1 protein-coding gene (running past one end of the window) is annotated in these 23,790 nt (G+C 77.2%); it reads left to right on the top strand.

Annotation, left to right across the window (positions count from 1 at the left end):
• On the top strand, positions 1-23,790 hold the 3' portion of the coding sequence (locus ACWD3O_RS20015) for a type I polyketide synthase (protein WP_451416798.1). It extends 5,979 nt beyond the left edge of the window; 23,790 of the gene's 29,769 nt are visible here — the last part of the coding sequence; its start codon lies beyond the left edge, outside the window; its stop codon occupies positions 23,788-23,790.

The following is a 23,790-nucleotide window of genomic DNA, read 5'->3' as shown; positions in this document are numbered from 1 at the left end:
CTCCGCAACCGCGTCAACGCGGCCACCGGGCTGCGCCTGCCCGCCGGCCTGGTCTTCGACTTCCCCACCCCCGCCGCCCTCGCCGCCCACCTGCGCGAACTGCTCACCGCCGGCAACGGCGACGCACCCGCCGCCGCCACCGTCGCGGCCCCCGCCGACGAACCCATCGCCGTCGTCGGCATGGCCTGCCGCTTCCCCGGCGGAGTGGGCTCGCCCGAGGACCTGTGGCGGCTGGTATCCGAAGGCGGCGACGCCATCGGCCCGTTCCCCACCGACCGCGGCTGGGACCTGGGATCGCTGTACGACCCGGACCCCGACCGCGTCGGCACCACCTACGCCCGCGCCGGCGGATTCCTCGCCGACGCCGCCGAGTTCGACGCGGCCCTCTTCGACATCTCGCCGCGCGAGGCGCTGGCGATGGACCCGCAGCAGCGGCTGCTCCTGGAGACCTCCTGGCAGACCTTCGAACACGCGGGCATCGACCCCCACCAGCTGCGCGGCAGCCGGGCAGGCGTCTTCGTCGGCGCCGCGTCGTCCGGCTACGGAGTGGGCGTGCGCCTGCCCGAGGGCGTCGAGGGCCACTTCCTCACCGGCAGCTCCACCAGCGTCGCCTCCGGCCGCCTCGCCTACACCTACGGGCTCGAGGGCCCGGCCGTCACCGTGGACACGGCCTGCTCGTCGTCGCTGGTCGCCCTGCACCTGGCCGTGCAGTCGCTGCGCAACGGCGAGTGCACCATGGCGCTGGCCGGCGGCGTGAGCCTGATGGCCACGCCGGCCATCTTCACCGAGTTCTCCCGCCAGCGCGGCCTGTCCGTCGACGGCCGCTGCAAGTCCTTCTCGGCCGACGCGGACGGCACCGGCTGGAGCGAGGGCGTCGGCATGCTCCTCGTGGAGCGGCTCTCCGACGCCGTGCGCAACGGCCACCGCGTGCTGGCCCTGGTGCGCGGCTCGGCCGTCAACCAGGACGGCGCGTCCAACGGGCTCACCGCGCCCAACGGCCCGTCCCAGCAGCGGGTGATCCGTGCCGCGCTGGCGTCGGCGGGGCTGGAGCCCTCCGACGTGGACGCGGTGGAGGCGCACGGCACCGGCACCCGGCTCGGCGACCCCATCGAGGCCGAGGCGCTGCTCGCCGCGTACGGCCAGGGACGCGACCCGGAACGGCCCCTGTGGCTCGGCTCGGTGAAGTCCAACATCGGCCACGCCCAGGCCGCCGCGGGCGTCGGCGGCATCATCAAGACGATCGAGGCACTGCGGCACGAGGTGCTGCCCCGCACCCTGCACGCCGACCGGCCGACCACGCACGTGGACTGGTCCGCCGGCGCCATGGCGCTGCTGACCGAGGCCCGCCCCTGGCCGTCGGCCGGACGGCCCCGGCGCGCGGGCGTGTCCTCGTTCGGCGTGAGCGGCACCAACGCGCACGTCATCATCGAGCAGGCACCCGACCAGCCCGCCCAGCCCGAGCAGCCCGCCCGGCCCGCACCGGCCGCGGCGCCGGAATCCGCGCGCCCCGTGCTGGTGCCGTTGTCCGCACGGTCCGCACCGGCACTCGCCGGCCAGGCGGACCGGCTGCTCGACCTGCTCGAGCGCGACGACACGCTGCGCCCCGTCGACCTGGCCCACTCCCTGGCCGTCTCCCGTCCCGCACTGGACCACCGCGCCACGCTGGTGGCCGCCGACCGCGCCGAACTCGTCGCGGAACTGACGGCACTCGCCAGGGGCGAGGCCCGCACGGACGTCGTCCGGGGCGGCGGCACCGGCTTCCTCTTCTCCGGCCAGGGCGCGCAGCGCGTCGGGATGGGCCGTGAGCTGTACGAGGCGTTCCCCGTCTTCGCGGAGGCGTTCGACGCGGTGTGCGCGGCGGTGGAGCTCGAACTCCCGCTGCGTGATGTGGTGTTCGGGGACGACGCGGAGTTGCTGGCGCGGACCGTGTACACGCAGCCCGCGCTGTTCGCGGTCGAGGTGGCGCTGTTCCGGCTGGTGGAGTCGTGGGGCGTCCGGCCGGACGTGCTGGTCGGTCACTCGATCGGCGAGCTGGCCGCCGCGCACTGCGCGGGCGTGCTCTCCCTCGACGACGCCTGCCGCCTGGTGTCGGCGCGCGGCCGGCTGATGGACGCGCTCCCCGAGGGCGGCGCGATGCTCGCCGTGGAGGCTGCCGAGGACGGCCTGGAGCTGCCGGAGGGCGTGGACCTCGCGGCCGTCAACGGCCCCACCTCCGTCACGGTCTCCGGCGACGCCGAGGCGATCGACGCACTGGAGCAGCGGCTGCGCGCCGAGGGCGTGCGCGTGAAGCGGCTGACGGTCTCGCACGCGTTCCACTCGCGCCTGATGGAGCCCATGCAGGCGGAGTTCGCCGCCGTCGCCGCGTCGTTGACCTACCACGCCCCGTCCGTCCAGGTCGTGACCACGGCCCCCGGCGACATCGCCACCCCGGACTACTGGGTGGGCCAGATCCGGCAGCCCGTCCGGTTCGCCGACGCGATCGCCTCGCTCACCGAGCACACCCGCTTCCTCGAACTCGGCCCCGACGGCACCCTCTCCGCCCTCGTGCCGCACAGCGTCGAGACCACCACCGTCGTCGTCCCCGCCCTGCGCGACGGGCACGGCGAGGCGGCGAGCCTGCTGCGCGCCCTCGCCCGGCTGCACAGCCACGGCGCACCCCTCGAACCCACCCGCCTCACCGCGGGCGGACGCCTGGTCGAGCTGCCCTCCTACGCCTTCCAGCGCGAGCGGTACTGGCTCGACGCCACGCCCGCCCGTGCCGTGCACGGGACGACCGGTGACGCCGAGGAGCGGTTCTGGGACGCCGTCGACGCGGCCGACCGGGACGCGGTGGCCGCCGCGCTCGACCTGCACGACGGCGACACCGGCCTCGACACCGTGCTGCCCGCGCTCACCGCCTGGCGCCGGGAGAGCCGGAAGCGCTCCGTGGTCGACGCCTGGCGGTACCGCATCGCCTGGACGCCGTTGGAGACCCGGCCCGACACCCCGCTCACCGGCACCTGGCTGCTGGTCGGGGAACCCCGGCCCGAGGTGGCCGACGCCCTGCGGGCCGCCGGTGCCCGGGTGACCGAGTGCGCGCCCTCCGACGTCCGCCCCGACCTGTTCCTCGCCGACGACCTGGCCGGAGTCCTGGCCCTCGACCCCGACGCGGGCGGCCTGCTGGCCCTCCTCCAGGCGCTCGGGCGGGCGGACGACACCGGCGTACGCTGCTGGGCCGCCACCCGGGGCGCCGTCTCCACCGGACGCCTCGACCCGCTCACCGACCCCGCCGCCGCCCGCGTCTGGGGGCTCGGCCGGACCGCCGCGCTGGAACACCCCGGCCGGTGGGGCGGACTCGTCGACCTCCCCGAGACCCTCGACCGCCGCGCGGGCGCCCGGCTGGCCGCCGTCCTGGCCGGCACCGGTGACGAGGACCAGCTCGCCATCCGCGACGCCGGTGTCTTCGCCCGCCGGCTGCGCCGTGCCGCGCCCGAGCCGGCCGCCGCGCCCTGGCGGCCGGACGGCACCGTCCTCATCACCGGCGGAACCGGCGCCCTGGGCTCCCACCTCGCCCGGACGCTCGCCGCGCGCGGCGCCCGCCGCCTGATCCTGACCGGCCGCCGCGGCCCCGACGCCCCCGGTGCCGCCGACCTCGTGGCGGAGCTGCGGACCGCCGGAGCCGAGGCCGAGGTCGTGGCCTGCGACGCCGCCGACCGCGACGCGCTCGCCGCCCTGCTCGCCGGCATACCCGAGGCCCACCCGCTCACCGCGGTGGTGCACGCGGCGGGCATCGGGGACGACACATCCCTCATGGACCTCACCGAGGAGCGTCTGGGCGCCGTGCTGCGCGCCAAGGCCGACGCCGCCGACGTCCTCGACGAACTCACCGCCGCACTCGGCACCGTCACCGCCTTCGTCACCTACGCGTCCATCTCCGGCATCTGGGGCAGCGGTGGCCAGGCCGCCTACGCCGCCGCCAACGCCCACCTCGATGCCCTGGCCGAACGCCGCCACGCCGCCGGGCTGCCCGCCACCTCGATCGCCTGGGGCCCCTGGGCCGAGGCCGGCATGGCCGCCGGCGACGAGGCCGTCGCCCACCTGCGCCGCCGCGGGCTCCGCCCCCTCGACCCCGAGTCGGCCGTCACCGCGCTGGACCGTGCCGTCGCCTCCGGCGACGCGTGCGTGACCGTCGCCGACGTGGACTGGGAGCGGTTCGCCGCCACCTTCACCGCCACCCGGCCCAGCCCGCTGCTCACGGACATCCCCGAAGTGGGCGACACCGCCACCACCGTCGCGCCCGCGGCCGGCGCGGCCCTCCGCGACCGGCTCACCGCACTGCCCGCCGCCGAACGCGAGCGGGCCCTGCTCGACCTGGTGACCACCACGGTCGCCCACGTCCTCGGACACCGTGACCGCGCCGCCGTCGACCCCGCGGCCGCCTTCCGCGACCTCGGCCTCGACTCGCTGACCGCCGTCGAACTCCGCGACCGGCTCACCGCGGCCACCGGCCTGCCCCTGCCCGCCGCCCTGGCGTTCGACCACCCCACCGCGCTGCTGCTCGCCGCCCGCCTGAGGGACGAACTGCTCGGCGACACGGACACCACACCGCTCCGGCACGGCGGGAACGTCACCACCGACGAACCCCTCGCCATCGTCGCCATGAGCACCCGGCTGCCCGGCGGCGTGCGGTCGCCCGAGGACCTGTGGCGGCTCGTCGCCCAGGGCGGCGACGGCATCTCCGGCTTCCCGACCGACCGCGGCTGGACACTGGACGGCCTCGACCACACCACCGAGGGCGGTTTCCTGTACGACGCCGCCGAGTTCGACGCCGAACTCTTCGGCATCTCGCCGCGCGAGGCGCTGGCGATGGACCCGCAGCAGCGGCTGCTGCTGGAGGTTTCCTGGGAGGCGTTCGAGCGGGGCGGCATCGACCCGACCTCGCTGCGCGGCCGTCACGCCGGCGTCTTCGTCGGCGCCTCCAGCAGCGGATACGGCACCGGCGGCACCCCGCCGGAGGAGGTCGGCGGGCACCTGCTCACCGGCACGTCCAACAGCGTGCTGTCCGGACGCCTCGCCTACACGTACGGGCTGGAGGGCCCCGCCCTCACCGTGGACACGGCCTGCTCGTCGTCCCTGGTCGCCCTGCACCTGGCCGCGCGCGCCCTGCGCGCCGGCGAGTGCGACCTCGCCGTCGTGGGCGGCGTCGCCGTCATGCCCACCCAGGCGGGCTTCAGCGAGTTCGCCAAGCAGGACGGCCTCGCCGCCGACGGCCGGTGCAAGTCCTTCGCCTCCGCGGCCGACGGCACCGGCTGGTCCGAGGGCGTCGCCGTCCTCCTGGTGGAACGGCTCTCCGACGCCGTCCGCGACGGCCACGAGGTCCTCGCCCTGGTGCGCGGCTCCGCCGTCAACCAGGACGGCGCGTCCAACGGCCTCACCGCCCCCAACGGGCCCGCGCAGCAGCGGGTCATCCGCACCGCGCTGGCCTCGGCGGGGCTCGAGCCCTCCGACGTGGACGCGGTGGAGGCGCACGGCACCGGCACCCGGCTCGGCGACCCCATCGAGGCGGAAGCCCTGATCGCCACCTACGGCCGTGACCGCGACCCGGCACGCCCGCTGCTGCTCGGCTCCCTCAAGTCCAACATCGGCCACACCCAGGCCGCCGCCGGTCTGGCCGGCGTCGTCAAGATGGTCATGGCGCTGCGCCACGCCGAACTCCCCAGAACCCTGCACGTGGACGAGCCGACGCCGCACGTGGACTGGTCGGCCGGCACGGTCGCCCTGCTCACCGAGCACCGGCCGTGGCCCGAGGCGGACCGGCCGCGCCGGGCGGCCGTGTCGTCGTTCGGCATCAGCGGCACCAACGCACACGTCGTCGTCGAACAGGCGCCGCACACCACGCCGGCCGGTGAGCCGGACGGCGCGCCCGCGCCGGTCACCGTCCCGCCGGTGCTCGCGTGGCCCGTCTCCGGGCGGACCGCCGCCGCGCTGCGCGCCCAGGCGACCCGACTGCGCCAGGCCCTCGACGAGCACCCCGAGGCGGACCTCGTCCGCCACGCCCGCGCCCTCGCCGCCGGCCGGGCCGCCCTCGACCACCGTGCCGTCGTGCTCGGCTCCGACCGGGACGACCTCCTCGACGGCCTCACCGCCCTCGCGGAGGACCGCACCTCCCCGGCCGTCGTCCGAGGCACCAACGGCTACGGCCGGGCCGCCTTCCTGTTCTCGGGTCAGGGTGCGCAGCGGGTGGGGATGGGGCGTGAGCTGTACGACGCGTTCCCGGTCTTCGCGGACGCCTTCGACGCGGTGTGCGCGCGGGTGGACCTGGACCGGCCGCTGCGTGAGGTGGTGTTCGGGGACGGCGAGGCGCTGGACCGGACCGTGTACGCGCAGGCCGGGCTCTTCGCGGTCGAGGTGGCGCTGTTCCGGCTGGTGGAGTCGTGGGGCGTCCGGCCGGACGTGCTGGTCGGTCACTCGATCGGTGAGCTCGCGGCCGCGCACTGCGCGGGTGTGCTGTCGCTGGACGACGCGTGCCGGCTGGTGTCGGCGCGTGGCCGGCTGATGGACGCGCTGCCGTCCGGCGGCGCCATGCTGGCCGTCGAAACCGCCGAGGAGGGTCTGCGGCTGCCCGAGGGCGTGGACCTGGCGGCGGTGAACGGCCCGACCTCCGTCACGGTCTCCGGCGATGCCGCCGCGATCGACGCGCTGGAGCAGCGGCTCCGTGCCGAGGGCGTCCGTGTGAAGCGGCTGACGGTCTCGCACGCGTTCCACTCGCGCCTGATGGAGCCCATGCAGGCGGAGTTCGCCGCCGTCGCCGCGTCGCTGACGTACCACGCCCCGACGATCCCCGTCGTCGCCACCGCTCCCGGTGACATGGCGACCCCCGACTACTGGGTGGGCCAGATCCGCGAGCCCGTCCGCTTCGCCGACGCCGTCGGCCGGGCCCACGACGCCGGGGCCGACGTGTTCCTGGAGCTGGGCCCCGACGGCACCCTCACCGGTGCCACCCTGCGCTGCCTCGACGGGCGCCCCGTCGTGGGCACGCCCGCCCGTCGCGCCGACGGCTCCGAGCCCGAGGCGCTGCTGCGGGCCGTGGCGGTGCTGCACGTCAACGGCGTGTCCGTGGACCTGTCCGCCCTCCTCCCGGCCGGTGCCGTACGCGCCGACGGTCTGCCCACCTACGCGTTCCAGCGGGAGCGGTACTGGATCGACCCCGCCCCGCAGCCCGCGGCCGGCGCCCACGACGCGGCGGAGGGCCGGTTCTGGGAGGCCATCGAGCGGCAGGACGCCGCCGAGGTCGCCCGGACCCTCGGCCTCGACGCCGACACCCTCGACGCCGTCCTGCCGGCGCTGTCCGCCTGGCGCGGCGGACGCCGCGAGCGTGCCGTGCTCGACGCGTGGCGCTACCGCGCCGTGTGGCAGCCGCTGCCCGAGCGGCCCGCCCTGCCCACCGGGACCTGGCTGGTCCTCACCGCCGACGGCTCCGTCCCCGAGGACCTCGCCGCCGCCTTCTCCGGCCACCTCGTCGGCGCCCGGTTCGACGCCGACCCCGCGTCCTTCACCGATGTCGCGGGAGTGGTCTGCCTCCCGTCGGCCCCCGGCGACCTGCTGCCCCTCTTCCGTGCCGAACTCCCCGCCCCGCTGTGGGTGCTGACGCGCGGCAGCGTCACGGTGGGCCGCGCCGACCGGCTCACCGACCCGTCCGGCGCCCTCCTGTGGGGCCTCGGCCGCGTCGCCGCCCTCGAACTGCCCCGCAGCTGGGCCGGGATCGTCGACCTGCCCGCCACCCTGGACCGCCGTGCCGCCGCCCGGCTCCTCTCCGTCCTCACCCAGGAGCCCGGCGAGGACCAGGTGGCGATCCGGGAATCCGGCGTGCTCGCCCGGCGCCTGCGCCGCGCCCCGCTGTCCGGCTCCTCCGCCGTCGCCGAGCCCTGGCGGCCTTCGGGGACCGTGCTGGTCACCGGCGGCACCGGCGGTCTCGGAGCCCGGGTGGCCCACTGGCTGGCGGACCGCGGCGCCCGCGACCTGGTGCTGACGAGCCGTCGCGGACCCGACGCGCCGGGCGCGGCCGACCTGGTCGCCGCGCTCGCGGAGCGCGGAGTCCGGGCCGAGGCCGTCGCCTGCGACGTCGCCGACCGCGACTCCCTGGCCGCCGTGCTGGCCGCCCACCCCGTCACGGCGGTGGTCCACACCGCGGGCGTGACCGCGACAGGACCCCTGGAGACGGTCACCGGCGAGGAGTTCGCCGAGGTCCTGCGGGCCAAGGTGGCGGGCGCGACCCACCTGCACGAACTGCTCGCCGGCACCGACCTGGACGCGTTCGTGCTGTTCTCCTCCATCGCCGGAGTGTGGGGCAGCGGCGGCCAGTCGGCCTACGCCGCGGCCAACGCCTACCTCGACGCCCTCGCCGAGCACCGCCGCCAACTGGGCCTGCCCGCCACCTCCGTGGCCTGGGGCCCGTGGGCCGGGTCCGGCATGCTGGCGGACACCGACGCCGAGGACACCCTGCGCCGCCGGGGCCTGAACGCCCTCGACCCCGACCGCGCGCTGGCCGCGCTCGGGGACGCCGTCGACGCGGGCGACACCTGCGTCACCGTCGCGGACGTGGACTGGAGTCGCTTCGGCGCCGCCTTCACCAGCGGGCGCCCCAGCCCTCTGCTGGAGGAGTTCGTCACGCCCGCCGACCGGGAGGAGACCGGCACCGGCGCCGCCACCGAGTTCGCCGCCCGGCTGCGGTCCGCGCCGCCCGCCGAGCGGATCCGGCAGCTCACCGACCTGGTCCGCGCCGAGGCCGCCGCCGCGCTCGGCCACCGTTCCGCCGACAACGTCCCCGCGCAGCGGGCGTTCGCCGATCTCGGCTTCGACTCGCTGACCTCCGTCGAACTCCGCGACCGCGTCAACGCGGCCACCGGGCTCCGGCTGCCCGCCGGCGTCGCCTTCGACCACCCCACCGCCGCGTCCCTCGCCGCCCGCCTCGCCGAGCTGCTCGGCGAGCCCGCCGATCCGGCCCCGGCCCCCGCGGGAGCCCGCGGCGCGGTCGCCGCCGACACGGACGACCCGGTGGTCATCGTCGCCATGGCCTGCCGCTTCCCGGGCGGCGTGGCCGACCCCGAGAGCATGTGGCAGCTGGTCGGCGAAGGCCGCGACGCGGTCCGGGCCTTCCCCACGGACCGGGGCTGGGACCTGGAGGCGCTCGCGGCCGGGGACGGCCCCGGCACCTCGTACGTCGACGAAGGAGCCTTCCTCGACGACGTCAGCCGCTTCGACGCCGCCCTGTTCGGCATCTCGCCGCGTGAGGCGCTCGCGATGGACCCGCAGCAGCGGCTCCTCCTGGAGAGCACCTGGGAGGCCCTGGAGCGCGCGGGCATCGACCCGCTGTCCCTGCGCGGCAGCCGTACCGGCGTCTTCGCCGGCACCAACGGCCAGGACTACACCCGGCTCACCCTCGCCGACTCCGGCGAACTGGAGGGCCACGTCGCCACCGGCGGCTCCGCGAGCATCCTGTCCGGGCGCGTCGCCTACGCCTTCGGGCTCGAAGGCCCCGCCGTCACCGTGGACACCGCCTGCTCGTCGTCCCTGGTCGCCCTGCACCTGGCCGCGCAGTCGCTGCGCAACGGCGAATGCGACCTGGCGCTGGCCGGCGGTGTCACCGTCATGGCCACCCCCGGCGCGTTCGTGGAGTTCAGCCGCCAGCAGGGGCTGGCGGCCGACGGCCGCTGCAAGCCGTTCTCCGACGACGCCGACGGCACCGCCTGGGGCGAGGGCATCGGCCTGCTCCTGGTCGAGCGGCTGTCCGACGCGCGCCACCACGGTCACCCCGTGCTCGCGGTCGTCGCCGGCTCCGCCACCAACTCCGACGGCGCGTCCAACGGGCTGACCGCCCCCAACGGCCCGTCCCAGCAGCGGGTGATCCGTGCCGCGCTGGCGTCGGCGGGGCTGGAGCCCTCCGACGTGGACGCGGTGGAGGCGCACGGCACCGGCACCCGGCTCGGCGACCCCATCGAGGCGGAGGCGCTGCTCGCCGCGTACGGCCAGGGACGCGACCCGGAACGGCCCCTGTGGCTCGGCTCGGTGAAGTCCAACATCGGGCACACCCAGGCCGCCTCGGGTGTCGCGGGCGTCATCAAGATGGTCGAGGCCATGCGCCACCAGCTGCTGCCCGCCTCCCTGCACGCGGACCGGCCCGCGTCCGGGGTCGACTGGTCGGCCGGAGCGGTGCGACTGCTCGACAGCCCCCGGCCGTGGACCGGCACCGGGCGGCCGCGCCGCGCGGGCGTGTCCTCGTTCGGCATCAGCGGCACCAACGCGCACGTGATCCTGGCCGAACCGCCCGCCGCCGAGGAGCCGGAGCCGGTCGTCGCCGCCCCGGCGCCGCAGCCGGCCGTCGTGCCCTGGCCGCTGTCCGGGCACACCGCCGACGCCCTCGCCGCCCAGGCCGGCAGACTGCTCGGCGCGCTCGACGCACGACCGGCGGACGTCGGTCACACCCTCGCCACCGGCCGAGCCGCGCTCACCCACCGTGCGGTGGTGCTGGCGCACGACCCGGACCAGGCCGCCCAGGCGCTGACCGCCCTCGCCGAGGGCCGCCCCGACCCCGCGGTCGTCCGCGGCACAGCACGCGAGGGCAGGACCGGGTTCCTGTTCAGCGGGCAGGGCGCCCAGTACGCCGGGATGGGGCGTGAGCTGTACGACGCGTTCCCCGTCTTCGCGGACGCCTTCGACGCCGTGTGCGCCCGTCTCGACCTCGAACTGCCGCTGCGCGACGTGGTGTTCGGGGACGACGCGGAGCTGCTGGCGCGCACGGTGTACACGCAGCCCGCGCTCTTCGCCGTCGAGGTGGCGCTGTTCCGCCTGGTGGAGTCGTGGGGCGTCCGGCCGGACGTGCTGGTCGGTCACTCGATCGGCGAGCTGGCGGCCGCTCACTGCGCGGGCGTGCTGTCGCTGGACGACGCCTGTGCCCTCGTCTCGACGCGCGGCCGGCTGATGGACGCGCTGCCCGAGGGCGGCGCCATGCTGGCCGTGGAGGCCGCCGAGGACGGCCTGGAGCTGCCCGACGGGGTGGACCTGGCGGCCGTCAACGGCCCCACGTCCATCACCCTTTCGGGCGCGGCCGCCGCGATCGACGCGCTGGAACAGAGACTCCGCGCCGAGGGCGTCCGTGTGAAGCGGCTGGTCGTCTCGCACGCGTTCCACTCGCGGCTGATGGAGCCCATGCGGGCGGAGTTCGCCGCTGTCGCCGAGTCGCTGACGTACCACGCCCCGGCGATCCCCGTGGTCGCCACGGCCCCTGGTGACATCGCGACCCCCGGCTACTGGGTGGGCCAGATCCGCGAGCCCGTCCGGTTCGCCGACGCGGTCGCGCCGCTCACCGACGTGCGGGTCTTCCTCGAACTCGGGCCCGACGGCGTGCTGTCCTCGCTGGTCCCGTACCTGCACGACGGCACGCCCGCCGTGCCGCTCCTGCGCCGCGACCGCGACGACACCGAGTCCGCGCTGACCGCCCTCGCCCACGCCCACACCGCCGGCGTCACCCCCGACTGGGCCGCCGTCCATGCCCCGTGGACACCCCGCCGGATCGACCTGCCCACCTACGCCTTCCAGGGCGAGCAGTACTGGCTGCGTCCCGGCCACGGCGCCGGCGACCTCGGCGCCGCCGGGATGCGGGCCGCGGGGCACCCCCTGCTGCGGGCGGAGGTCTCCCCGGCCGTCGGCGGCGGACTGCTGCTCTCCGGCCGGCTGTCCACCGCGGTCCAGCCCTGGCTGGCCGACCACGTCGTGCACGGCGGCATCGTGCTGCCCGGCACCGCCTTCGTCGAACTCGCCCTGCACGCCGGCGCGTCCGCCGGACTCGCGCGGCTCGACGACCTGACCCTGCACACCCCGCTCGTCCTGCCCGAGCGCGGGGGAGTGCAGGTCCAGGTGCGGGTCGCGGCCGACGGCGCGGTCGACGTCCACGCCCGGCCCGAGGCCGACGAGGACGGCCCCTGGACCCGGCACGCGAGCGGCCTGCTCACCGCCGAGGACCCCGCACTCCCGGCCCACGACACCGCCTGGCCCCCCGCCGGCGCGGAGCCAGTCGCCCTCGACGGCCACTACTCCGCCCTGTCGGACGCCGGACTGTCCTACGGCCCCGCCTTCCAGGGGCTGCGGGCCGCCTGGCGGTCCGGGGACGTGCTGTACGCCGAGGTCGCGCTGCCCGGACAGGGCACCCCGGACGGGTACGGCCTGCACCCGGCCCTGCTCGACGCCGCGCTCCAGGCGCTCGCCGCCGGCCCGCTCGGCGACGACGGGGCGGCCCGGGTGCCGTTCGCGTTCGGCGGCGTCTCGCTGTACGCCACGGGCGCCTCCGTGCTGCGGGTGCGCCTGACCCCGGCGGGCCGGGACACGGTGTCGGTGGCGGCCTTCGACGAGACGGCCCTGCCGGTGCTCACCGCCGACACGCTGACCCTGCGCACCCTGGACGGGCCGCCCGCGCAGGCGTCCGCCCCCCTGTACGAGGTGACGTGGACACCGCTGGGGGCGAAGGAGGAACCCACCGCGCGGACGGAACCGGCCCCGGTGGTCGTCGACGACCCCACGGATCGGGACGCGGACGGTCCGGTGGTGTGGCGGGCGCCCGCCGACGCCGTGGAGGCGCTGGCGGGCCTGCAGGCCTGGCTGGCCGCCGAGCCGCTGGACGACGCGCCCCTCGTGGTGCTCACCCGTGGCGCCGTCGCCGTCTCGGACGGCGGCGAGATCGCCGACCCGGCGCGGGCGGCCGTCTGGGGACTGGTCCGCTCCGCGCAGACCGAGCACCCCGGACGACTGGTCCTGCTGGACGCGGACACGGAGGACGGCCTGACCACGGCCGCCGCCAGGCTGGTCGACTCGGGCGAGCCGCAGGCGGCCCTGCGCGACGGCGCCCTGCTGGCGCCCCGGATCACCCGGGTGCGCACCCCGGAGGAGCCGCCCGGGCCGCGCCCCGCGCTCGACCCCGAGGGCACCGTGCTCGTCACCGGCGGCACCGGCGCCCTCGGTTCCCTGCTCGCCCGCCACCTGGTGGAACGGCACGGAGCACGGCACCTGCTGCTCACCGGCCGCCGCGGCGCCGACGCCCCGGGCGCCGCCGAACTCGCCGCCGAACTGGCGGCCGCGGGAGCCTCGGTGCGGTTCGCGGCCTGCGACACCGCCGACCGCGACGCCCTCACGGCCCTGCTGGCCGACGTGCCCGCGGAGCACCCGCTCACCGGCGTCGTGCACGCCGCCGGCGTCGTCGACGACGGCATGGCCGACGCCCTGACCCCCGAACGGCTGCGCGCGGTCCTCGCCCCCAAGGCGGACGCCGCGATCGTGCTCGACGAGGCGACCCGGGACCTCGACCTGGCGTTCTTCGTCCTCTACTCGTCCGTGGCCGCCACCCTCGGCACCCCCGGACAGGCCAACTACGCGGCGGCCAACGCCGTCCTGGACGCCGTGGCGCTGCGCCGGGCCGCGCTCGGCCTGCCCGCCGTGTCGGTGGCCTGGGGCCTGTGGGCCCGTTCCAGCGCCATCAGCGGTCACCTCGACGCGCAGGCCCTCGCCCGGGCGAGCCGGCTCGGCGCGCCCCTGACCGACACGCAGGGCCTCGCCCTCTTCGACGCCGCCCTCACGGCCGCCCGCCCGCACCTGGTGGCGGCGGCCGTGGACCGGGCCCGGCTGCGCGCCGCCACCGAGGTCCCCGCGATCCTGCGCGCCCTGGCGGGCGTCACCCGCGGCCAGGCCGGACGGGCCGACGGCCGGCGCGGCGGCGAGGGACTCGCCGCGACCCTGGCCACCGCCGCGGACCCGGTGCGCCTGCTGCTGGACCTGGTGCGGGCCGAGAGCGCCGCCGTGCTCGGCTTCGCCTCCGCCGACGAGGTCACCGCCGACCGCGCCTTCCGCGAGCTGGGCTTCGACTCGCTCACCGCGGGCGAACTGCGCAACCGCCTCAACACGGCCACCGGCCTCAGACTCCCCGCCACCCTCGTCTTCGACTACGCCAACCCCACCGCCCTCGCCGAACACCTCCTCGTCCAGCTCGGCGGCGGCGCCCGGGAGACCGTCGCGAAGCGCCGCGCCACCCCCGTCCGCGACGACGAACCGATCGCCATCATCGGCATGGCCTGCCGCTACCCCGGCGGCATCGCCTCCCCCGAGGACCTGTGGCGGCTCGTCACGGCCGGCGACAGCGTCGCCATGCCCTTCCCCGAGGACCGCGGCTGGGACCTCGAGGCGCTCTACGACCCCGACCCGACGCGCCGCGGCAGCTCCGACGTCCGCCTCGGCGGATTCCTCGACGGCGCCGGCGACTTCGACGCCGGCCTGTTCGGCATCTCGCCCCGCGAGGCGCTCGCCATGGACCCGCAGCAGCGGCTCCTCCTGGAGACCTCCTGGGAGGCCTTCGAGCGGGCCGGCCTGAACCCCGCCGGACTGCGCGGCACCCAGGCGGGCGTCTTCGTCGGCGCCACCAACGTCGGCTACGCCAGCGGCCCCAACCTCCCCGAGGAGGTGGACGGGCACCTGCTCACCGGCATGTCCGGAAGCGTCGTCTGCGGCCGGATCGCCTACACCTTCGGGCTGGAGGGTCCCGCCGTCACCGTGGACACCGCCTGCTCGGCGTCGCTGGTCGCCCTGCACCTGGCGGTGCAGTCGCTGCGCAACGGCGAGTGCGACCTCGCCCTCGCGGGCGGCGCGACCGTGCTCGGCGCCCCGGACGTCTTCACCGAACTGAGCAAGCAGAAGGGGCTCGCCCCCGACGGCCGCTGCAAGTCCTTCTCGGACGACGCGGACGGCACCGGCTGGTCCGAGGGCGCGGGCATGCTCGTCGTCGAGCGCCTCTCCGACGCCCGGCGCAACGGCCACCGCATCCTCGCCGTGGTCCGCGGCACCGCCGTCAACCAGGACGGCGCCTCCAACGGCCTCACCGCGCCCAGCGGCCCCGCCCAGCAGCGGGTCATCCGCGCCGCGCTGGACGCCGCCGGCCTCGCCCCCTCGGGCGTGGACGCGGTCGAGGCCCACGGCACCGGCACCCGGCTCGGCGACCCCATCGAGGCCCAGGCCCTGCTGGCGACATACGGGCAGGAGCGGGAGGACGACCAGCCGCTCTGGCTCGGCTCGCTGAAGTCCAACATCGGACACACCCAGTGCGCGGCGGGCGTCGGCGGCGTCATCAAGATGGTGGAGGCGATGCGGCACGGCGTCCTGCCGCGGACCGTCAACGTCTCCGCGCCGACCGGGCAGGTGGACTGGTCCGCCGGCTCCGTCGCGCTGCTCACCGAGGAGCGGCCGTGGCACCGCGGGGAGCGGCCGCGCCGCTCCGCCGTCTCCTCCTTCGGCATCGGCGGCACCAACGCGCACGTCATCCTCGAGGAGGCCCCGGCCCCGCGCGCGCTGCCGCCCGCCCCGCGGCCCGCGACGGCGCCCGGCGGCGCCGAGGCCGCGCGGCCCGTCGCCTGGCCGGTCTCCGCCCGCGGCACCGAGGGCCTGCGCGCCCAGGCCGCCCGCCTGCGCGCGCACACCGCCGAGCAGTCCGCGCCGGATCCGGCGCGGATCGCCCGGACCCTGGTCACCGCCCGGGCCGCGCTGGACCAGCGGGCCGTGGTGATCGGCCGCCACGACGACACCGACGGCCTCCTCGCCGGACTCGACGCGCTCGCCGCGCAGACCCCGGCCGACTCCGTCGTCCAGGGCACCGCCGTCCAGGGACGCACCGCGTTCGTCTTCACCGGCCAGGGTGCCCAGTACGCGGGCATGGGGCGCGAACTCCACACCGCGTACCCGGCGTTCGCCGAGGCCTTCGACGCGGTCGCGGCCCGGATCGACATCGGGACCCCGCTCGCCGACCTGCTCTTCGGGGACGGCCACCGCTTCGAGCGGGCCGGCAACGCCCACGCCTGCACCTTCGCCCTGCAGGTGGCCCTGGCCCGGCTGCTGGAGTCCTGGGGCGTCACACCCGACGCCGTCCTCGGCCACTCCACCGGCGAGCTGGCCGCCGCGCACATCGCCGGCATCCTCTCCCTCGACGACGCCTGCACCCTCGTGGAGGCACGCGCCCGGCTCCTGCTCGACCTGCGCGAGGACGGCAGGATGCTCGCCGTCGAGGCGCGCGAGGAGGACGTGCTCCCGCTGCCCGACGGCGCCGACCTCGCCGTGGTCAACGGGCCCGAGGCGCTGGTCGTCTCCGGCGACGCGGACGTCCTGGAGACGCTCGCGGCCCGCTGGCGCGACGAGGGCCGGCGCGTGAAGGACGTCTCCGTCTCCCTCGCCGCCCACTCCCACCACGTCGACCCGGCCCTCGCCCCGCTCGCCGCCGTGGCCGCCGGCCTCACCCACCACGAGCCCGCCGTCCCCATGGTGGCCACCGGCCCCGGCCGGCTCGACACACCGGAGTACTGGGTCGGGCAGATGCGGCGCACCGTCCGCTTCGCCGACGCCGTGCGCCGCCTGGACGGTGTGCGCAGGTTCGTCGAGATCGGCCCCAAGAGCGGCCTGTCGGCGATGGTCCAGCAACTGGTCGAGGACGCGGTCACGGTGCCGACGCTGCGGCCCGACCTGCCCGAGTCCGAGGCCCTGCTGCGGACGCTGGCCGGGCTGCACGTCTCCGGCGCCCGCGTCGACTGGCCGCTGGAGCCGGTCGAGGGCGCCGACCTGCCCACCTACGCCTTCGAGCACCGCCGCTACTGGGCGCTGCCCGAGTCCGGCCCCGCCGACGTGGAGGGCGCCGGCCTGGCCGGCGTCGACCACCCGCTGCTGGGCGCCGCGGTGGCGTCCGCGACCGACGACGGCTTGCTGCTCACCGGCCGGCTGTCGACCTCCGCGCACCCCTGGCTCGCCGACCACCGGCTCCGCGGCACCGTCCTCGTCCCCGGCACCGCACTCCTCGAACTCGCCCTGCAGGCGGCCCGGGCGACCGGCGGACGGCTCGTCGACGAACTGACCCTGCACGCGCCGCTGGTGCTGCCGGAGCGGACCGCCGTCAGGTTCCAGGTCGTCGTCGGCGCCGAGGACGGCACGGCCGGCGGCCGCGAGGTCGCCGTCTACGCCCGCCCCGAGTCCGGCGCCGACGGCCCCTGGGTCCGGCACGCCTCGGGCATGCTCGCGCCCGACCTGCCGGCGGAGCCGGAACCGGCCACGGTGTGGCCCCCGGCGGACGCCGAACCCGTCGACCTCGACGGGCACTACGCAATGCTGGAGACGGCGGGCCTCGAGTACGGGCCGGCCTTCCGCGGACTGCGGGCCGCCTGGCGGTCCGGCGACGTCCTGCACGCCGAGGTCGCCCTCCCGGAGCAGCAGCGCGGCGGCGCCTACGCCGCCCACCCCGCGCTGCTGGACTCCGCGCTGCATGCGCTGGCCCTGGCCGGCCCCGAGGGCGACGGACCGCCGCGACCGCGGCTGCCGTTCTCCTGGTCCGGGGTCGCGCTGCACGCGGTCGGCGCGGGCACGCTGCGGGTGCGCCTCACCCCCGCAGGCCCGGACGCCGTGACGCTCGACGCCTTCGACGAGGCGGGCCTGCCCGTGCTGTCGGTCGCGTCGCTGACGCTGCGGGAGGCCGCCGGGAGCATCACCCCGGCACCCGCGGACGACTCCCTGTTCGAGGTCACGTGGACCGGGCCCGACCGGCAGGGCACGACCGACACCGGCACCGGCACCGGCACGGCGTACGTGACGGTGGACGACCCCGGCCGTCTCGCCGAGGTGCCACCGGTCGCCCTGTGGCGGGCCCCGGCCGACCCGGCGGCGGTGCTCGCCGGGGTGCGGGCCTGGCTCGCCGACGACCGCACGGCCGACGCGCGCCTGGTGGTGCGCACCCGCGGCGCGGTCGCCGCCGTCCCCGGTGACGACATCGCCGATCCGCTCACCGCCGCCGCGTGGGGCCTGGTGCGCACGGCGCAGACCGAACACCCCGGCCGCTTCACCCTGGTCGACGCGGACACCGACGAGCAGGCGGCCGCGGTCCTCGGCACCCTCGCCGAGGCGGACGAACCGCAGGCGGCGGTCCGCGACGGCCGCGTCCTGGTGCCCAGGCTGACGCGGTTCCGGCCCGACGCCGGTGGCGCCGACACTCCCGCCGACGGCACGGGCACCGCCGACGGCACCGCCACCGCCGTGCGCCTCGACCCCGACGGCACCGTGCTGGTCACCGGAGGCACCGGTGCGCTGGGCGCGATGCTGGCCCGGCACCTGGTCACGAACCACGGCGTCCGGCACCTGCTGCTGACGGGCCGCCGCGGCCCGGACGCCCCCGGGGCGCGGGAACTCGTCCAGGACCTCGCCGACCGCGGCGCCGACGCCCGCGTCGTCGCCTGCGACGCGGCCGACCGCGAGGCGCTGGCCGCGCTGCTCGCCGGGATCCCGGCCGCGCACCCGCTGACCGGCGTGGTGCACACCGCCGGCGTCCTCGACGACGGCGTGCTGGAGGCGCAGACACCCGAGCGGCTGGCCACGGTGTTCGCGCCGAAGGCCGAGGCCGCCCTCCACCTGCACGAACTGACCGCGGGCCAGGACCTCGCCCTGTTCGTCCTGTACTCCTCCCTCGCGGCGACCGTCGGAGCCGCCGGGCAGGCCAACTACGCGGCCGCCAACGCCGTCCTGGACGCGCTCGCCGCGCACCGCGCCCACCGCGGCCTGCCCGCCGTCTCGCTGGGCTGGGGGCTGTGGGAGCAGCCGGGCGCGATGGCCGAGCACCTCGACGGCACGGCCGTCGCCCGGCTCACCCGGCTCGGCGACGCGCTGGGCGCCGAGGAGGGCCTGGCCCTCTTCGACGCCGCGCTGACCGCGGGACGGGCCCACCTGGTGCCCACCCGCTTCGCGCCCGCCCCGGTACGCGCGGCGCACGAAGTGCCGCCCCTGCTGCGCGCGCTGGTCCGTGTCCCCGCCCGGCTCCGCAAGGCCGGCGCGTCCGGCGCGGACCGTGGGAACGGCCTCGCGCAGCGGCTGGCGGCCGCCGCCGACCCGGCCACGCTCCTGCTCGACCTGGTCCGCGACGAGGTCGCCGCGGTCCTGGTCCTCGCCCCGGGCGAACGGGTCGCCCCCGACCGGGCCTTCCGCGAGCTGGGCTTCGACTCGCTCACCTCCGTGGAACTGCGCAACCGGCTCTCGGCGGCCACCGGCCTCAAGCTGCCCGCCACCGTGGTCTTCGACCACCCCGCGCCCCGGGCGCTGGCGGAACACCTGCGCGAGCGGCTCGCCGTCGCCGTCGGCACCGCGGCGACCGCGACCGCCGCCTCGACCGCCTCCGCCTCCGCGACCGCTTCCGCATCCGTCCCGTCCCCGTCGGCCGAGGCGCCGGCGGGCGAGCCGATCGCCATCGTCGCGATGGCCTGCCGGTACCCGGGCGGGGTGGACTCGCCCGAGGACCTGTGGCGGCTGATGGCCGAGGAACGGGACGCGGTCGGACCGTTCCCCACCGACCGCGGCTGGAACCTCGGCGCCACGGGCCGCGGCGACGTCCGTGCCCGCGGCGGCGCGTTCGTCGACACGGCGGGCGACTTCGACGCGGCGCTCTTCGGTATCTCCCCGCGCGAGGCCCTCACCATGGACCCGCAGCAGCGCCTCCTGCTGGAGACCGCCTGGGAGACCTTCGAGCGCGCCGGCATCGACCCCGCCGCCCTCCGCGGCAGCCGCACCGGCGTCTTCGCCGGCGCCATGGGCTCCGGCTACGGCACGGGCCTGCGGATGCCCGAGGACGCGGAGGGCCACCTGGTCACCGGCAGCGCCGGCAGCGTCGCCTCCGGCCGCATCTCCTACACGTTCGGGCTGGAGGGTCCCGCCGTCACCGTGGACACCGCCTGCTCGGCGTCGCTGGTCGCGCTGCACCTGGCCGCGCAGGCGCTGCGCGCCGGGGAGTGCACCATGGCGCTCGCCGGCGGCGTCACCGTGGTCGCCGCCCCGGACGTCCTGATCGGCTTCGACCGGCAGAACGGCCTGGCCGCCGACGGCCGCTGCAAGGCGTTCGCCGCCGCGGCCGACGGCACCGGCTGGGGCGAGGGCGTCGGCCTGGTCCTGCTGGAGCGGCTCTCCGACGCCCGCCGCAACGGCCACCAGGTGCTCGCGGTGGTCCGCGGCTCCGCCGTCAACCAGGACGGGGCCTCCAACGGCCTCACCGCGCCCAACGGCCCCTCCCAGCAGCGCGTCATGCGCGAGGCGCTGGCCGCCGCCGGACTGCGGCCGTCCGACATCGACGCGGTGGAGGCGCACGGCACGGGCACCCGGCTCGGCGACCCGATCGAGGCCCAGGCCCTGTTCGAGGTCTACGGCCAGGACCGCGAGGAGCCGCTGCGGCTCGGATCGGTCAAGTCCAACATCGGCCACACCCAGGCCGCCGCCGGAGTCGCCGGCGTCATCAAGACCGTCGAGTCGATCCGCCGCGGCATCCTGCCGAAGACGCTGCACGTCGACGAGCCGACCCCCGAGGTCGACTGGACGGCCGGCGCGGTGGAACTGCTCACCGAGGCCCGGCCCTGGCCGAGCACCGGCCGTCCGCGCCGGGCGGGCGTCTCCTCGTTCGGGATCAGCGGCACCAACGCCCACGTCCTCGTCGAGGAGGCCCCGCCCGAGCAGCGGCCGGAACCGACCGCCCCGACCGACCCGGCCGCTCAGGCCGACCCGTCCACGCCGGCCGGCCCGGCCGGCCCGGGCGAGGTGCCCGCCGTGCTGCCCTGGCTGCTCTCGGCCGGTTCGCCCGCCGCCCTGCGCGGCCAGGCGGCGCGGCTGCTCGCCTTCGCCGACGCCCACCCGGAGGTCCCGGCCGCGGACGTCGCCCGCGCCCTCACCGGATCCCGCGCGCAGCTCACCCACCGCGCGGCGTTCCTCGGCACCGACCGCGAGGCGCTGCTCGCCGCCCTGCGGGCCTTCACCGAAGGCGCCCCGGGCGCCCCCGTCGGCAGGGCGGACGCCTCCCGCACCGCGTTCCTCTTCGCCGGCCAGGGCGCGCAGCGCTCCGGCATGGGCCGGGAACTGTACGAGACGCACCCGGCGTTCGCCGCGGCGTTCGACGCGGTCTGCTCCCGCTTCGAGCTCGGCCGGCCGCTGCGGGACGTGGTGTTCGGCGACGACGACGACGTGCTGGCCAGGACCGAGTACACCCAGCCCGCCCTGTTCGCGCTGGAGGTGGCGCTGTTCCGGCTCGTGGAGTCGTGGGGTGTCCGGCCGGACGTCCTGGTCGGCCACTCGATCGGCGAACTGGCCGCCGCGCACGTCGCCGGCGTGCTGTCCCTGGACGACGCGTGCACCCTGGTGGCCGCCCGGTCGCGGCTCATGCAGGCCCTGCCCGCCGGCGGCGCCATGCTCGCCGTCGAGGCCGCCGAGGACGAGATCACGCTGCCCGACGGCGTGGACCTCGCGGCGGTCAACGGCCCGAAGGCGCTGACCGTCTCCGGCGACGAGGACGCGATCGCCGACTGCGAGGAGCGCTGGCGCGCGGAGGGCCGCAAGGTGCGGCGGCTCGTCGTCTCGCACGCCTTCCACTCGCACCGCATGCAGCCGATGCTGGACGCCTTCCACGAGGTCGCCGCGCGGCTCACCTACCACGCGCCGTCCGTCCCGCTGATCTGCACGGCGCCGGGCGACCCGGCGACCCCCGAGTACTGGGTGCGCCAGGTCCGCGAACCGGTCCGGTTCGCCGACGCCGTCGCCGAACTGGGACGCCGGGACGTCGGCGCCTGCGTCGAGCTCGGCCCCGACGGCGTGCTCTCCGCGCTGGCCGGCGCCACCGTCGGCCAGGACGTCGCCGCGGTGCCCGTCCTGCGGCCGGGCCGCGCCGAACCGGTCACCCTGCTGACCGCCGTCGCCACCGCGCACACCCGCGGCACCCGCGTCGACTGGCAGGCCGTCCTCGGCTCCGGCCCCCGGGCCGCGCTGCCCACCTACGCGTTCGACCGCACCCGCTACTGGCCGGAGCCCCGCACGGAGGAAACCGGCACGGCCGACACCGAGTTCTGGGCCGCCGTCGACTCCGGCGACCTCGGCTCCCTGGCCGGCCTCGACCCGGCCACGGCCGCCGCGCTCGCCGAGGCGCTGCCCGCCCTCGCGACCTGGCGCCGCACCCGCGCGCTGAGCGGGACCGCGGCCGGCTGGCGGTACCGCGTCACCTGGGCCGACGTCCCCGCGGCCCGGCCCGCCGGCGGCCACTGGCTGGTCGCCGCCGACGAGGAGAACACCGGCCTCGCCGCGGGCGTCGCCGCCGCCCTGCGGGACGGCGGCACCGGGGCGACCGTCTGCACCCCGGACGACCTGTCCGCGGCCGACCCCGCCGACGGGGTGCTGCTGCTGTCCGGCGACCCGGAGACCGTGCTCTCCGTGGTCCGCACCGGCCTCGGCTCGCCGCTGTGGTGCGTGACGACGTCGGCCGTCGGCGCCGCCGGCACCGCCGCCGACCCCCGGGCGGCACAGGTGTGGGGTCTGGGCCGGGTCGCGGCCCTCGAACTCCCGCGCCGCTGGGGCGGTCTCCTCGACCTGCCGGAGCAGCCCGGCGCGGACACCCTCGCCCTGATCCCCGCCGTCCTCGGCGGCACCGAGGACCAGGTGGCCCTCCGCGACGGCCGGATCCTGGCCCGACGTCTGGACCGCGCGCCGCTGGCGCCCGGCGGGGCGTGGAGCCCCGCCCGCGCCACGCTCGTCACCGGAGGCACCGGAGCCCTCGGCGGGCACGTCGCCCGCCTGCTCGCCCGGCAGGGCGCCGAGAAGCTGGTCCTCACCAGCAGGTCCGGGCCCCGGGCACGGGGCGCCGCGGCCCTGGTCGCGGAACTCGCCGAACTGGGCTGCAGCGCCGCCGTGGAGGCCTGCGACGTCGCCGACCGCGACGAGCTCGCCGCGCTGCTGGCGCGGCACCCCGTCCGGGCCGTCGTCCACACCGCCGGAACCGACACCGCCCGCCCGCTCCAGGAACTCGACGCCGACACCTACCGCGAGGTCGTCCGCGCCAAGGTCCTCGGCGCCCGGAACCTCGACGAACTCCTCCCCGACGCCGAACAGTTCGTGCTGTTCTCGTCCATCGCCGGAGTGTGGGGCAGCGGCGACCAGGCCGCCTACGCGGCCGGCAACGCCTCCCTCGACGCGCTCGCCGAACGCCGCCGAGCCCAGGGCCGCCCGGCCCTCTCCGTCGCCTGGGGCCCCTGGGCCGGCGAAGGCATGGCCGCCGCCGGACTCGGCGGGGGCGACGGCGACGCCGCCGCCTACCTCGCCCGCCGCGGACTGGGCGCGATGGAACCCGCCACGGCACTGCGGGCCCTGGCCGACGCGCTCGGCGCTCAGGACACCTGCGTCACCGTCGCCGACGTCGACTGGAGCCGCTTCCTGCCCGCCTTCACGGCGAGCCGCCCCGCCCCGCTGTTCGCCGCGCTCGCCGAGGGCGAGGGCGACGGACAGGGCGCGCAGGCCGCGGAGGAAGGCCTCACCGCCTACGCCGTCGGACTCGCCGGCTTCTCCCCGGCACGGCGCGAACGCGCCCTGCTCGACCTGGTGCGCCGGCAGGTCGCCGACGTGCTCGGCCATCAGGGGCTGGACGGCGTCGCCGCCAGGAGCGGCTTCGCCGACCTCGGCTTCGACTCGCTCACCGCCGTCGAGATCCGGGGCAGGATCGCCGCGGCCACCGGGCTGGCACTCCCCAACTCGATGATCTTCGACTACCCGACGCCCGCGGCGCTCGCCGCACACCTGTCGGAGGAGATCGCCGCCGACGCCGCGGGAGGCGCCGACCCGGCCCCGCCCGCCGCCACGGATATCCCCGCGGACGACCCCGAAGAGGGGCCGTCGGAGTACGACATCGACCTGATGGACGTCGACGCCCTCATCCAGACCGCGTTGGAGAATCCGGACGACTGA

This window comes from Streptomyces sp. NPDC002640 (genome assembly GCF_053592575.1).
Note: the sequence above shows the minus strand (reverse complement) of the source record. Positions and strands in the feature narration are given on the sequence as shown.